The organism is Lentzea alba, assembly GCF_011067745.1.
Lineage (GTDB): Bacteria > Actinomycetota > Actinomycetes > Mycobacteriales > Pseudonocardiaceae > Lentzea > Lentzea alba.
Window position 1 is genome coordinate 1 of sequence record NZ_JAAMPJ010000009.1, and the last position, 14,918, is coordinate 14,918.

Genomic DNA, 14,918 nt, shown 5'->3' on the forward strand with positions numbered 1-14,918 from the left:
CCCGGTACAGCCTGACCGCTCGAGCCCTCAGCTCATCGGGGTACTTCTTCGGTGGTGCCACGGACGACTCCCTTCAGGTCCTATCGGACCATGCTTGAAAGTCTCCGAGCTACCGGGGGAACCTCACAGCTCTGGTCGATCACTGTGCTGCGCGGACTGCAGGTGGCCGGAGCCGTGCTGCGCGGCAGGTGTGCGGCATGGCACGAGAGCGCATCGTTGGACCGTTTGGTGGTGGGCGTAACCGCCCAGCGAAACGACGCGATAGGCGGATCGTGACTTACGAGTTTGACGAACACCGGTGGGGCCTGCGCCGTATCGAGGCGCCTGCCCGGAGGATTATCGATGCCGGCCTGGGTGAGAGCAGGTCGGCGATCGAGCCGGAGTTGCTCGCTTGGGACGCCCCGGTGGTCGTAGAACTCCGAAGGCGGATCGTCGACAACGCTGATGCCGGGCGTGGGACGTTCCTGAAGAAGCTGCGTGAGCAGTTGGTCGGCGCAGACCGCGAAGTCGTGCTGCTGATGGCGGAGTTGCTGGCGTTGCACGCCCTGCCGTTGGGGAATCTCAGCGGGGCGGTGAAGACAGGCAGGGTCACCACGGTGTTGGCGTGGACGGACCCACCTGCTGTGGTGCCCACGGACATCAGCATGGGTCTCGAGGGACCAGGCGTGTTTCACGGTGGTGTGGGGTTCAATGTTCAGATCTGGCAGCAGCTCGGCTGGTTGCTGTCGTTCGTCGAGGAGTGGCACGAGCTGAGTCCATCCGATCGGCAGGCCGCTCTGGAGGAGCCATGGATGTTCCGGGAGTTCGTTGACCGCCAGGACACCGGCCAGATGGCGATTCGGAACTCGTTGCTGTATCTGGCGTTTCCGGATACGTTCCTGCCGATTGCCCGCCAGGCGGACAAGGTCGCGATTCGCAACGCCTTCGAAGCGGAGATCGGTGGCCGGACCGGAGCCGACGCCGTCGCTGTCGACCGCGATCTCTTCGCGATCTATCGCGCGCATCGAGAGCGAGCGGGTGGTGAGCGCGTTCACTACTACAGCGATGAGTGGGAACCGAGGTGGCGCAAGCAGAAGCGCAAGCACACCGACGATTCCTCCCGAGCCTGGCTCGTGCGCGATCCCGATATCGGCCAGGCCGAGCGCATTTCGATCGCCGCGGATCATCTGGGTGACCTGGATCCCTCGATCGACCGCGAACAACTCGACGCGGCGGTCGAGGAGGGGTACCAGCACCTCGATTACGTGCAGCGCAGGGCGTTGGCGACCGATTACTTCCACTTCCTGTCCACGATGAAGGTCGATGACCTGGTGGCGGGGATCGCCGACGACCGCGTCTACACCGGCGTGGTCACGGGTGAACCAGAGCGCATCGGCGGGAGCCTGTGCCGTGCGGTTTCCTGGTCGCCGCAGAGCGTCGCCAGCGTCCGGGCTTTGTCAGCGGATCTGGCCAGGGAGTTCGAGCAACAGGGCGCGGTGGTGGACATCACGGGAGCCTTCGCTGCGCTCACCAGCCTCGCCGGCGCTCCCGACGCGCCCGAGGAGCCGCAGTCGGTCGGCGAGCTCTCGCTGCGCATGGTGACCAGCGAGCTCGCCGACTCGTTGCACTTCGATCAGGAGTGGTTGCAGAAGGTCGTGTCGGCGCTGCAGGACCGCAAGCAGATCGTCCTCTACGGCCCGCCGGGGACTGGAAAGACTTATCTCGCGCGGGAACTGGCTCGTCACATCACTGTCCCGACGGCGATTCGCTTGGTGCAGTTCCATCCGTCGTACGCCTACGAGGACTTCTTCGAAGGCTTCCGTCCGCGCTCGCACGGCGAAACCGTCAGCTTCGAACTGGTACCTGGTCCGCTGCGCCGGCTTGCCGCGGCCGCAGAGGCTGACAAGGGCCGTCCGTACGTCCTGATCATCGACGAGATTAACCGCGCCAACCTGTCGAAGGTGTTCGGGGAGCTGTACTTCCTGCTGGAGTACCGCGACGCGACGATCGACCTGCAGTACTCCCCAGGCGACCGGTTCAAGCTGCCCCCGAACGTGTTCGTCATCGGCACGATGAACACCGCCGACCGCTCGATCGCGCTGGTGGATGCCGCCATGCGGCGGCGATTCGCTTTCTTCGAGCTGCATCCCGACCACCCACCGGTCCGCGACCTGCTGGCACGGTGGGTAGCGGCGAATGCCAAGACCGACGACCGGGCCGAGCTCCTCGCCAAGCTGAACAGCGCGATCGGCTCGGACCGTGAATTCAAGATCGGCCCTTCGTACCTGATGAAGCCGGACGCCGACCGCGGGCTCGAGCTGGTGTGGGAGCAGTCGATTCTGCCGCTCTTGGAGGAGCACTACTACGAGACGTTGAGTCGGCAGAACGTGCATGAGAGGTTCGGTCTCGACGTCATCCGCGGTATGCAGTGATTGTTCTGAAGGAGAACGCCTCCGCAGGCCCGACTGTGCCGCTCACCGCGGCACAAGTCGCATACCTGCGCGACAGCAAGCTGGTCACGATCCGCGGCACCGGTCCGTACACGATCACCCCCAAGATGAAGCAGGTCGGCGCCGTGCACGCGCACGGACTCGACGTGGTGGTCACGCCCAAAGTGAGCATCCAGCGCTTGCTGTTCCTGCTCGGCTATGCGGCCAACCCGGGCTTCCTCTCCGAGGACGTCGAGGGCGTCCAAGCTGACGGCCTGTGGCCGATCGTCGCGGAAACCTTGTGCCGCAACGCTGAACGCGCACTGGCTGGCGGGGTGCTGCAGGGTTACACGACCGATCAGACGACCAGCAGCGTGCTGCGCGGCCGAGTCCGGGTCGCCGATCAGATAGCCCGCCGCCCAGGCCGGATGATGCCGTTGGAGATCACTCACGACGAGTACACAGTGGACATCGCCGAGAATCGTTTACTGCGCGCTGCGGTCCGGCGGATGTGTCGCGTCCCCCGCGTTCCCCAAGCGCTGCGCACCCGCTTGCGTCACCTGGACAACCGTCTGGACGGTGCGTCAACGCTGCGTACGGGCGCTCCGCTGCCACGGTGGCGTCCGCACCGGCTCAACGCCCGTTACCACCCGGCACTGCGCATCGCGGATCTGGTGCTGAACACCCTGTCGTTCGAGGTCGGCGAGGACGGCCTGGCCATCGCCGCGTTCGTGGTCAACATGGAGCGGGTCTTCGAGGACTTCGTGACCACCGCACTGCGCGAGGCTTGGCGCGCCGATCAGGGACGCACTCACAGTCAGTACCCGGCCACCCTCGATACCGGCGGCGCTATCGTCCTGAGAGTCGACGTGGTGCACCTGGTGGACCACAAGCCCCGATTCGTGGTGGACGCCAAGTACAAGCTCGAAGGTCGCTCCGGCGGCTACCCGAATGCCGACGTCTATCAGGTGCTTGCGTACTGCACCGCGCTGCAGGTCGATCGTGCTTGGCTGGTCTATGCGAGCGGCACCGGCGGTTCGGCACCGCGGGCGATCCGCAACACCGGCATCACGATCACCGAGTACCCGCTGGACCTCGATTCCGCGCCTCGTGATCTGCTCGCCCAGGTCAACCAGCTCGCGCGCTCGGCTTGGATCTGACAACCATGACAACGAACAAGCGCCCTACTACGACCTACGACGCTTTGATGAAGCCTTCCGCACTTCGCGCAGGCGCTCGCGATCCCCAAGGAAGCGGACGAAGACTTCGACCAGGCACTGGTGAAGTTTGCGTGACCTCGAGCGCGAGGACCCCGCCCCGCGGCCGCGTCAATCCGCAACTGAAGTACCGCAGCCAGCGACTCGCCAATCGCTCGCCCGCTCATGTCATGAGCCGTTTGAGACTCAACGTCGGTGGATTCGGTTTGTCCGAAGGCATTGAGCCGTAGACTTCGGCGGTCAACGCCGACGAGGTACGGCCGTTGCGCGCCTGTGGGGAGAAGATCGCATGCAGGACCGTTCGGACTCGATGGAGATCGCCGAGCCTGAGGAGAACGGCCGGCGAGATGCCGCCAATATGCCTGTTGCGAACGATTCGACGTCCGACTCGGGCACCGAATCGACGACGTCGACGGTCTTGGTGGAGGTGCTTCCAGGAGTGGCTGTCGTCGCCGGCGAGGTCCCGCCGGAACTGAAGCCCGACCTGATCGACTTCGGGATCGTGCCAGCGGCCGACCGCAAGCAGATCTCAGCAATCCTTGCCTCGATCGGAAACGCGGCGACCGTGGCCGGCAATCTCGGAAACGCGTTCGCCAGCGTGCAGGGGCTCTACAGGATCGGCGACACGGCACAGGCCCTGCTGAAGAGTGGCGCGACGCTCGCCGTCAAGGACGGCGGGAACCTCGGAGCGGTGATGGGCCCCGGTGGCATCCTGCATCAGGCCCGCTTCTACCCCGTGACTGCGGTGAGCAAGGCGCAGATCGCGGCCTCGGTCGGGCCGGCACTGGCCATGGTCGCGTTGCAGATGATGCTGAACGAGGTCTCGGGCCTCGTCAGGACCAACCTCGCGGTGACAAACCAGGTCCTCACCGTCATCCGCAAGGATCAGTGGGCCGAACTGACGGGGCTCGTCGCCGCCGTTGATCGCGCGGTCGACCAGGCGCGAGAGATCGAGTCGGTTCCGACGTCGTTGTGGGAGGACGTCGCGGGCAGCGGAGCGTTGCTGCAGAAGCAGCTTGAGCTCTATCAGGGAAACGTCCGCCACCACGTCAAGCGGATCGATCGGGCCGACGCGCGCAGTCACCGCGAGTACCTACAGGCCAACGTCGAGGTGATCGCCTTCGACGTCCACGCCCTGCTGTCCTCTCTCAATGCGTGGACGGGGTATCACGCGCTTCGCGCCGCAAGGGCGAGAGCCGCTGGACGTGAAGACGCTGCCGAGGCGCAGTACGCAGAGGTGATCGCCCGCGATACTCGCGTGGAGTTCGACTCGACCCTCGCCGAGATGACGAGTCTCGTCGACGCGCTGGTCCGGGAGCTTCGGATCACAGCCGAGCTCCGCGACCCGGACGTGTGGCCGCTGTTGGGAAAGCGGAAGGACGTGAAGGCAGCGCGCGAAGTTTCCGCCCGGCTTCTGGAGGCGATCGAGCCTCTTGCCGACTCTCTCCACCCGCCGGTTCCTCCGCTCGACGTCCCTGACGTCATCTGCGGACTCGAGTCGCTGGACTCAGAGCCGTACCTTCGCGTTCTGCGGTGGCTCTTCGACGACGGTGAGACTCTGCGTGCCCTTGGCTTCCCCGAGCAGCTCGACGACGACGGTCCCATTTCCGCGCTCGTCGGCGGAGCGATGGGGGTGTTGGCGGCAGCGATGGACAAGACCACGGACAGGACACTGGTCGCCGTCACGGATCGCCGCATCATTCTGGCCAAGACGAACACTTTGCTTGAGCAGGCCGAGACCCACCAGGACATCCCGATCGACCAGGTGCGCTACGTCCGAGCACCAACCGCACCGGACAGCAGTTCACGCCTGGTGATCGACCTCATCACACGCGACGAGAACATCCGGTGGCTCTTCCACCCCGACGTCGACAACACTCAAGTAGACGCGCTCGCCGCCGTGCTCGCCGAGTCGATGACGATCCCTGACACTGAACGCGATGAGCTCCAACGGCGGCGCTACGCCTCCATTGAGGCGGGCGAGAAGAGCGAGAGTACCGGCACGAGGTCTACCAAACCGATTGGATTCGAGGCCACGACCTGCGATGCCCAGTCGGCGCCGAGCTGATCGAACAGTTCGTGGCCGGGTGAGCTTCCCGGTATCCCGAGTCTTTCCAGAAGCGATGTAGCTGAACGATCAGATCGTCGCGGGCGCGGACGGTGTTAGGCACCCTGCTCTCGCGCATCTTCGTCGACCGGCGCGTCTGCCGCGCTTCGTCTAGCTGGGCGCCATACCGTCCTGAGACTGGAGCCGCACTTCAACAACACTCGGCAGGCCGGTCTTGGCCGGTCTGCCCGCCGAAGGAGCCTTTCTTGATCGGCTGCCGCTGACCGCTTTCACGACGGTCGACTTGATCCGCCGCGTCGGCCTGCATGCCTGACGTGCGAGTCCCCTCGTTCCTACCGGGATGGGGTGAGATTAGCCAGTAGACACCCGAGCCTCCTGGGCACCGTGAACACGGTCAGAGTGATCATGAGGGAGCGTTGTCGTGGGCATTCAAGAGCAGGCCAAGAACTCCGGAACGCCCCTGTCGCGGTTCCGGGATGAGCACCTGCCGAACAGGGGCGCCGGGCTTCTGGCGCGGGTCAACGCTCTGGAGATTCCAAACTTGTGCTCGGTCGGCAGTACTTGCCGAGTGCAGGCCTACCGATTAAAGACAACCTCCACCACCCGTGTCGGTTTGATGGCGTGCTGTTCAGCTGCGCGGCTTGCGTCGCCTCCGCCACCAAGTGTTATGTGATGTCTGTCCTCGTCGGAAAGCCAGCTGTGATCGCCGCATCGTACGGAGTTGTACGGATCCTTTCCCTGCGGGCGCGGAAAGTGTACGGACAACGCCTTTTCCCTGGTCGTCCTCCGTTGTGATCACTACGAAGAAGTGTGGGTGCAAGGGCTGCACCTTCGTTCATTCACCGGGAGGAACTGTGCCTGGACGGAAGTTGAATGTCGTCGCGGTGGTGATTCTGCTCGCTGCCGGGATGCTGGTGAACGTGTCGCCTGCGTCGGCCGTCGACGTGGGCGGCAACGGCAATCCCTACTACGACTGCCCGAACGCGTTCACGGTCGCCTCGACGAACATCACCCGCAACGGGCAGGTGATCGGGCTGGTCGAGATGCGCTGGTCCTGGTCCTGCTCGGGCAACTGGACGCGGACGACGTCGTACATCGGCGCACGAAGCCTGTACTCCGCGATCGACAAGAACCCCAACGAGAACACGGCTTACGGCTTGGACTACGCGACCCAGAACTGGTCTCCGTACTGGCGGGTGGCGGCCTCTCAACCGATGTGCTCGTACGCCTCGATCCAGGACGGCGGCACGTACTACTACGGCACGGTCTGTGCCTAGCTGAGTGACGCGAACGGTTGATGGCTGGGCAGGTGGTCCGGCCATCAACTCTTCGAATCGATTCCCGGCGTAGGCGAATTTGGTGGTTGCGCCGTTTTGCCGCTGTGTCGCGGGCCGCGGATCCATACCGTTGATTGCTTGGCGCACGAGGAGGTCGCCTTGGACATCCGCACTTCTCGCGAGTTCGCGCACGCCCTGGAGCTGATGCGTAAGGCGGCGGGCAAGTCGTTGCGCAGCCTGGCGTCGGAGTGCGATCTGCCTTTCACCACGATTTCCGGGTGGTGCAAAGGCAGACACCTCCCGCAGTTGTCGATGCAGCGCGAGTTCGGCCGTCTCCTGGACGCGCTCGGTGTGGACGGGGCCGGGCGCAGCCAGTGGTTCGAGGTATTGACCCGGGTGCGGCAGGCTGCTCGTCGCGCCGGCTCGGTGGTGAACCCCTACCGGGGGTTGCGCGCGTTCGAGTCGGATGACGCCGACCTGTTCTTCGGGCGGGAGGAACTCACCGCCGAACTGGTGACTGCGTTGGGTACGGGACCGGTTCTGGTGGTCGGCCCGTCCGGTTCCGGCAAATCCTCGCTGTTGCGCGCGGGCGTGGCCCCGAGGCTCGACCGCGTCGTCGTGATCACACCGACCGCCGAGCCGCTGCGGCAGCTCTACGACGTCCCAGAGGACGCGGCGTTGGTCGTGGATCAGCTGGAAGAGTTGTTCACGCTGTGTGCGGAACAACGTGATCGAGATGCGTTCCTCGGTTCTGTGCTGTGCCGAACCGGAGCGGTGGTGCTCGGTCTGCGCGCCGACTTCTACTCGCACGCGTTGCGCCATCCGGAGCTCGTGAGTCTGGCCGAACGTCAGGTCCTCGTCACACTGATGAACGAGGACCAGCTGCACCGGGCCATCGTCGAACCGGCTCGGTCGGTGGGGCTCGATCTGGAGCCTGGCCTCGTGCAACTGTTGCTCCAGGAGACCATGCAGCAGTCCGGCGGTTTGCCGCTGTTGTCCCACACGCTGCACAGCATCGTCGAGTTGTGGCGCGAGAACGGTGCCGCAAAACGAACGATCGGCGTCGATCACTACCAGCGGGTGGGCGGTGTGCGAGGTGCGATCGCGCGGACCGCCGACGCGGCATACGAATCGCTCACAGCCGACCAACGAACTGCGGCCCGCAATCTTCTCCTGCGGATGGTGCGGGTAGACGACACCGCCGCGGACACGCGTCGCCGGGTGACGTTCGACGAGCTTTTTGTCCAGCGCGACGAGCTCGATGCTGACGACATCGGCGAAGTCCTGGAAGTCTTTGTGGCACACCGGTTGTTCACCGCTGACCGGCAGACTGTCGAGATCAGCCACGAGGCGCTGCTCACGGCGTGGCCGCGCTTGCGGGAGTGGCTCGCGCACGACCGGGTCGGCCATCACCTGCACGGCAGGCTGACCGCGGCCGCCCAGAGCTGGAAGGACAACGGCTGCCGCGACGAGGACCTGTTCCACGGCGGCACGCTCGTGGCGACGCTGGAATGGTCGAAGTCTCCGGGGCCGCAGGACGCCCTCAACCCGCTGGAGCGTGAGTTCCTGAACGCCTCGGTAAAGCGCAGGGACGCCCAACGCGCGACCGAACGGCGGCGCGTGCGGAGGGTCTACCAGCTGATCACGATCGCGGTGGTGCTGTTGCTCGTCGCCTCCGGCATCGGCCTGTACGCCCGCCAGGTGTCCGTGGTGGCGGCCGAGGACAACCGCAAGGCGTTGTCCAGGGAGATCGCGGCGAAGGCGGATCGGTTGCGCGACAAGGATCCGGCGTTGGCGGCGCAACTGACGTTGGCGGCGTACCAGTTCGCGGAAACACCGGAGGCGCGGTCCGCAGTGCTGGACTCGTCAGCGCGACCGCTACCGGGTCGGCTCAGCGCGCGCAACGGTACGGCGCAGGTGATGGCGGCCGGCGCGGCCCTGGTCGCGATCGGCACCGACACGGGCCAGGTCGAGTTGTGGACGCGGGGCGGCCAGCCGGTCGCGGACCTCACGGCCGGTCATCCGGTGGCCGCGATCGCGCTCAGCGCCGACAGCGCTCTGCTGGCCGCGGGAAGCGAAACCGGCGCCGTGACCGTGTGGCGGGTGAGTGATCCCAAGCGCCCGGTGATGGTCGGAACAGCCGGGTTCGGGCCCTCACGGCTGTTCTCGCTGGCCTTCAGCCCGGACGGCCGGCTGCTCGCGGCGGGCAGTGGCGACGCGATGGTGCGCACGTGGCCGGTTGGCGGCGCGGAGGCCCCGAGCGTGCTCTCCGGCCCGACGCAGGCCGTCAAGGACGTCGCTTTCACGCCGGACGGGCAGAGGATTGCCGCTGGCTCTGACGATGCGACGGTGCACCTGTGGCGGGTGACAGCACCGCAAGACCACGTGGTGCTGCGCGGCCCCACGAGCCGGATCTTCGCCATCGCCATCGCCTCCGATGGCAAGACGCTGGCGGTGGGTACGGCGGCTGAGCACTCGGCGTTCACGTGGACTCTCGACGATCCGGCGCGCCCTCCCCGGCGGTGGACGGGACCGGCGAGCTGGGTCAACACCGTCGCCTTCAGCCCGGACGGCACGAAGCTCGCCGGCGGCAGCTCGGACGGCCTGCTGTGGCACTGGGATCTTGAGACCAGCGAGGTGCTCGGGAAACTCCCGCATCCGAAACCGCCGACGGCGATCGAGTACCTCGACCGGCACACGCTGCTGACCCTCGCCACCGACGGTTTCACGAGGACGTGGACGGTGCCCGGTCCGATGCTGACGGGTGCCGGGACGCAGGTCTATTCGGCGAACTTCGACGTGAGCGGCAACCGTCTCCTCGTTGGCGCGGGGGACAACAGCTTGCGGCTGTGGGACGTCTCGGATCCGAACCGACCCGTCCTGGCCGAAGAGAAGACCGTCAACGAGCAGTCCGGGGCGTCGGCACTCAGCGGTGCGTCCACGGTGACGTCCGACGGTGTCATGCTGATCTCCGGCTCTCTCGACGGCACCGTCACCCTCTGGCACGGCAAGCCACCTCGGCAGCCCGTGCGAGTGAGCGCGGCGACCGCCACGGTCCAGGCCCTCGTCATCAGTCCGGACGGTACGACGCTGGCCGTCGGCAGCGATGACAAGACCGTTCGCCTCGTCGACATCACTGATCGGATGCGCCCGAAGCTGGTGTCGACGCTGGAAGCGTCCACGAGCATCGTCTACGGGGTGCGGTTCAGCCCGGACGGCATGCTGCTGGCCGCCGGCAGCGCTGACGGCAAGGGCTACCTGTGGGACATCGCGGACAAGACGCGGCCCAGCCTGCGCGCGACGATCACCGGGTTCGGAGGTCCGGTCTACGCGGCCGCCTTCAGCTCGGACGGCGCGGTGCTCGCCTTCGGCAGCTCGGACTACTCGGTCCGGCTGGTCGACGTCAGCCGACGTGACGAGCCGCGCACCCTGCCAACGCCGCTCATCGGACCGGTGGGCGAGGTCTACGAACTGGCTTTCCACCCGCACACCAGGCAGCTGGCCGTCAGCAGCACCGACCGGACCGTGTGGCTGTGGGAGATCCAGAACCCCGAACGACCGATCCATCTCGGTACGCTGTCCGCTCTGGACGGACTGCTGACGGTGGCGTTCAGCCCGGACGGACGCAGGCTCGTCGCCGGGGGACGGGATCGGACCGTCCGGCTTTGGAACATCGACGTGGCAGCGACCTCCAGGTGGGTGTGTGAAACCGTCGGGAAACCGATCACTCCCACGGAGTGGGCGCAGTTCGTGCCCGGCGAGCCGTACCGCCCGCCCTGCCGCTGACCCGCCTACCGCCGCTGGCCGGTGATGCCCCAACACAGGCGCCGGAGCGGGCCGGACTCCCGCACGGAGTGCCGGAACCGGACGTAGTTGAGCTGGCGGAGCACCATCAGCTCCGGCGGCGGCTCCGGCACACCCGGCAGCAACACCGGCACGACAGGGATCGCCTCGGTCGCACATCGTTCGACGAACGCCCGAATCTCCAGCATCTGCCACCTCCCGGCACCCCTCGGCCCGAGGAATACCGCGGCGGTGCGGACGGCGCGGATCGCCGACTGGATCGCGTCCTGTGCCCATGTGCCGGGACGGACCTGCTCCACGTCGATCCACGGTCGGATGCCGTGCCGGCGCAGTGCGTCGGCAATCTCGAGAACGTTGGCGAGGTCGTGGGTGTTGTAGGCGAGGAAGACGTCGAACCACTCGACTGCATCGATCTTCGGCAGGTCAGGTGTGGCGGTCTTGACCACCGCACGCGGGCTGGGCAGGGAGAGAACGTCGTCGGGCTGGCCTGCCGTCCGTGGTGACGCCTTCATCGGGAATCTCCTGCTCGGGACTGAGGACTTTTCCGCAGTCAAGCCCTCAAAGTTCAGGACCGAAAGCACGACCGGCAGCTTCGGACGAAACCCGAGCGGCTCGCAGCGCTTCAGCACAGGTCCGTACGCCGCAAGGAGCTTCTGGGCGGGTGTGCCGTGAGATGATTGTTGGCCCGGTGCGAGGCGTTCGCGCACTGAGCATCGTGTGAACGCGTCTCGGCGATCCAGAACGCGCTAACAGCAAGCTGAAGGCTTGGTGCGTCTCGTCGAGACGGAAGGTGACCGTGCTGGGTCGCCGTCTGCAGACCGCTTACGTCCGTGCCTCGGGTGCAGTCCGGGCACGAAGCTGGTCGCCGGTGAGTTGAACAAGGCGATCTCCCAGGCAGTGAGCAACGATGAGCTCATCAAGGACAACCCGCTTGGTGAGAGTGGTGTCAAGCCGCGCACGTATCGGTGCCCGACCAGTCGGAGTGCGTGTGCGCCAACTGGGACCGCGATCCCTTGAGGAGGTACCTCCGGCTGAGTTGGCCGCGATGCTCGACCACGTCGCTGAAGGAGTCGGTGACGTCAGCGAGGAGGCGTTGCCAGCGTGTTGTCCTGGAGTTGCTCGACTCGAGGCGGTTCACGGACAACGTCAAGAGCCGTTTCGCTGCAGTCCACGCCATTCGGAGTTGGACCCGTGGCGTTGACCGCCATGACGGTCCTATCGGACCGATGGTGGCGGCTGGGAGTGGGAGCCAAATGGGAGGATCCATCGCGCGTCAACGGTGTTTGACTGCATCGAACGGCAGTCAACGGCACCGGCGCGACCTGCGGTTTCAGTGTTTCCGCTGGTGCCGCACTTGATCGGGCGGCCCTGGGGGTCAAGGGGTCGCAGGTTCAAATCCTGTCGTCCCGACGGTCTGAATCAGCCCGCTGATTCTGGGTGAAAACCCAGAATCAGCGGGCTTTTTCGTGCGCTCGAAACGATCTTCGCTTGATCATCGTTTTCATGATCAACAGGCCGATGAAGGAGCCAAGAACTCCTGGCCATGTCGCGTCAAGGCGACGAACAACACCGTCCTGAGCGGGAACTCCCGCCGGACTCGTCCTTGACCGTTGAGGTGAGACCATCTCGAGGACGCAGGTGGTCACCGGCCCGATCTGTTCGCTGCCGCCCGGCCGGGTCCAGTGCAGGTGCAGATCACCAGGGCCGCCGATGTTATTTGTCCGCTGACGCCTTGCACGGCAGGATGATTGCGGATGGCCGTGCCGGGTCGTGGTGGACGGTCTGGTCGGCGGCGCGGAGTTCGATGGCGGTTCCGATCGGTTCGCCGGTGCCGTGGTTGCGGGCGTATCGGGGGAAGGCGCCGCTGGAAACCTGCACGCGGATGCGGTGGCCGCGCTTGAAGCGGTGGGCGGTTGCCCACAGGTTGACCTCTGTGAGGGTCGGGATGTCGGCGCCGGTGAGCCTGGTCAGGCCGTCGCACACGTTCGAGGACTTGCCTTCCTCGTCCACATCGCACAGCCGCACGAAGACGTCGGCGAACGGCAGGCTCGACTGGAACCAGATCTCGGCGCTCACCTCGCCGACCACTTCCACATCTGCTTCGAGCGGGGCGGTGGTGAAGGTCAGTACGTCGGGCCGTGACTCCAGGGCGCGGTTGTCCTTGCGTCCGCCGTGCATCATGCTGATACCGCCCACTGCGGGCGTGGGATCCGCCGGGTCGTACCGGTACTGGGAGGGTTCGCCCTCCGGCGGCGCTTCGGCCGACAGGCCGCCGCCGGACTGCAAGTGGAACCGAAGCGGCTCGTGGCCGGGCGGGGGCCAGGACTCGAAGTCGCGCCATGCCTCCTCGCCCATTACGTACAGCCGCACCGGAGCGCGATCGGGTGGGGCTTCGCCGCGGGCGTGCGCGAGTCCGAATTCCAGGGCTTCCATGATGGCGACGTTGTTTCTCTCCGCATGGGTCCAGGGCCCGATGGTCAGGCGCGGGTTCTTTCCCGCCTCTTGCAGCGTCCGGAAGTCGCGCAGTTGTCCGGCTAGGAAAATGTCGTACCAGCCGCCGATGGAACTCACCGGGGCGGCGGTCTTCGCCACGCGCTCACGGTGGTCCAGCCGGGACCAGAACGGGTCGTCGGCGTCGTGCGCGAGAATGTCTTGAAGGTACTGCGATCGCTCCCCGACCGCCTTGACGTCCGCGTCCTTGAGCGGAAGCGTCCGCATCGCGCGTTCGATGCGGCGGCTCTGGGAACGGATGCGCAGCAGTCGCAGCGGGCGCTCCTGCGTAGCGACTACCCCGCCCCACGAGAACGGCGTTTCCAGTGAGAAGCCGTCACTGCGCAGGAATTCCCGAGTGAGGGCCGACTCGCTCACCTGCGGGATCATGGCCTTGACCTGGGGCGGGAGTTCGTCCGCGACTGCCCATTGCACGAAGCCCATGTAGCTGGCGCCGAACAGCACCATCGCCTCTCCGAACCAGGGTTGGGCGATCACCCAGTCGAGGGTGTCCAGGCCGTCTTCGCGCTCCTGGCGCAGTGGGTCGGACACGCCGCCGGAGCCGAAGCTGCCGCGGGTGCTTTGGATCAAGACCTGGAAGCCGCGTTCGGCCAAGGGGGTAACCATGGCGTTGCTGATCAGGCCGGCGCGGCCGTAGGGGGAGCGCATGAGGAGGGTCGGTAGGCCTTCGGCACCCGAGCGCGGCGCCCACCGGTCGGCGAGAAGGACAGCGCCGTCTCGCATCGGCACGCGCAGGTCCCGGTGGACGGCGAGGTCACGGGTCTGGGGTGGCGGTAGCTTCAGCGATCGTTCCAGGATGCGGCTCGTCAGCTTCATAGTTGCGGACTCTCTGTTGCGATGGTGCCCAAGGCGGTCGTGACCCGGATGAGCCGATCCGCGAGGGCTTCAGGATCGAGTGGGTCGTCGGACTCGACGACCCACACATTGAAAAACGCGGACGAGCCGCCGGTGATGAAGGCCGCGACATCGTCGACCGTCCGTGAATCCAGGTCGTTGCCGCAGCGCCGCGCGACGTTGGCGCGGGTGAACGGGAGGAAGAAGTCCGACAGCGCTCGGTTCAACGCGAATCCGCTCGGACTGGTGAGCATCGCCCGATAGAAGGGCCCGTGCTCGGCGAAATGCCGGGCGAGGATCAACACGTGGTCTCGATCGCTCATGCCGGCGGACTCGTCGGGCGGCGAGGGCTGCAGAGCACTGCGCAGGAGGTCGAGCGCGGCTTCGAGCAGGAGCGTGTCGCGGTCGCCGAAGTGCTGATAGAGGGCCTGCCGGCTGATATCGGCGGTCTCGGCGATATCACCCACGGACACATTGGCCGTGCCGCGCTCGGCCACCAGCGAGACCGCGGCTCGCATCAAGGCTGTCCGCGATCGCCGCACCCGCCGGTCCACTGAGGGCTCACTTGCCGGTTCCCGCTCCATGGGACCATGGCTAGACGTCTGTCAGTAAATTGACAACTGTCATTTTATGGTCACTTGTTGCCGTACTCGATGTGACCGACGAGGCCAGTGAGTCTGCTGTTGCGGGAGCGAAGTCTTGTCGTCTTGAGGCGTCCTTGATGACGTAGATGGGCGGCTTAGCGCCCTCGTCCGATGGTTGACCGCGCGGGAGTGCTGGCGCGGTGCGTGTTGTCGCC

At 66.0% G+C, this 14,918-nt stretch carries 8 protein-coding genes; 5 read left to right on the top strand and 3 right to left on the bottom strand.

Features of this window, described 5'->3' with window-relative positions; genetic code table 11:
* The first annotated feature begins 197 nt into the window (after positions 1 to 197).
* The 5 genes from G7043_RS29505 to G7043_RS29525 all read left to right on the top strand — a co-directional run bounded on the left by G7043_RS29505 (position 198) and on the right by G7043_RS29525 (position 10,756).
* Positions 198 to 2,411 carry an McrB family protein gene (locus G7043_RS29505; protein WP_166051128.1) on the top strand — a complete coding sequence of 738 codons (2,214 nt, stop codon included), beginning with the start codon at positions 198 to 200 and terminating at the stop codon, positions 2,409 to 2,411.
* Complete coding sequence (locus tag G7043_RS29510; protein WP_166051130.1) at positions 2,408 to 3,568, top strand: McrC family protein; 1,161 nt, start codon at positions 2,408 to 2,410, stop codon at positions 3,566 to 3,568. Before G7043_RS29505 ends, G7043_RS29510 begins: the two co-directional genes overlap by 4 nt.
* Before the next feature lie 346 nt (positions 3,569 to 3,914).
* Positions 3,915 to 5,693: a hypothetical protein gene (locus G7043_RS29515; RefSeq protein ID WP_166051132.1), complete on the top strand. Its 1,779-nt coding sequence runs from the start codon at positions 3,915 to 3,917 to the stop codon at positions 5,691 to 5,693.
* An 887-nt stretch (positions 5,694 to 6,580) separates the two neighbouring features.
* On the top strand, positions 6,581 to 6,970 hold the full coding sequence (locus G7043_RS29520; protein ID WP_166051134.1) for a hypothetical protein: 390 nt from the start codon (positions 6,581 to 6,583) through the stop codon (positions 6,968 to 6,970).
* Between the two features lie 138 nt (positions 6,971 to 7,108).
* Complete coding sequence (locus G7043_RS29525; RefSeq protein ID WP_207311925.1) at positions 7,109 to 10,756, top strand: nSTAND1 domain-containing NTPase; 3,648 nt, start codon at positions 7,109 to 7,111, stop codon at positions 10,754 to 10,756.
* Positions 10,757 to 10,761: 5 nt separating this feature from the next.
* Here the strand turns inward: G7043_RS29525 and G7043_RS29530 are convergent, their stop codons facing one another.
* From G7043_RS29530 to G7043_RS29540, 3 genes are all read right to left on the bottom strand, one after another.
* Positions 10,762 to 11,286 (bottom strand): toll/interleukin-1 receptor domain-containing protein, encoded by a 525-nt coding sequence (locus G7043_RS29530; RefSeq protein WP_166051136.1) that lies wholly within the window; start codon positions 11,284 to 11,286, stop codon positions 10,762 to 10,764.
* Between the two features lie 1,201 nt (positions 11,287 to 12,487).
* Entirely contained in the window at positions 12,488 to 14,101 is a 1,614-nt protein-coding gene (locus G7043_RS29535; RefSeq protein WP_166051138.1) for a CocE/NonD family hydrolase, read from the bottom strand.
* Positions 14,098 to 14,637 carry a TetR/AcrR family transcriptional regulator gene (locus tag G7043_RS29540; protein WP_242642820.1) on the bottom strand — a complete coding sequence of 180 codons (540 nt, stop codon included), beginning with the start codon at positions 14,635 to 14,637 and terminating at the stop codon, positions 14,098 to 14,100. The genes G7043_RS29535 and G7043_RS29540 overlap by 4 nt, the downstream gene beginning before the upstream one ends.
* Between the last annotated feature and the right edge of the window lie 281 nt (positions 14,638 to 14,918).

Coding starts and splice junctions, on each gene's coding strand:
- G7043_RS29505 (WP_166051128.1), top strand. CDS start 198: ATGGCACGAGAGCGCATCGTTGGACCGTTTGGTGGTGGGCGTAACCGC.
- G7043_RS29515 (WP_166051132.1), top strand. CDS start 3,915: ATGCAGGACCGTTCGGACTCGATGGAGATCGCCGAGCCTGAGGAGAAC.
- G7043_RS29530 (WP_166051136.1), bottom strand. CDS start 11,286: ATGAAGGCGTCACCACGGACGGCAGGCCAGCCCGACGACGTTCTCTCC.
- G7043_RS29535 (WP_166051138.1), bottom strand. CDS start 14,101: ATGAAGCTGACGAGCCGCATCCTGGAACGATCGCTGAAGCTACCGCCA.
- G7043_RS29540 (WP_242642820.1), bottom strand. CDS start 14,637: ATGCGAGCCGCGGTCTCGCTGGTGGCCGAGCGCGGCACGGCCAATGTG.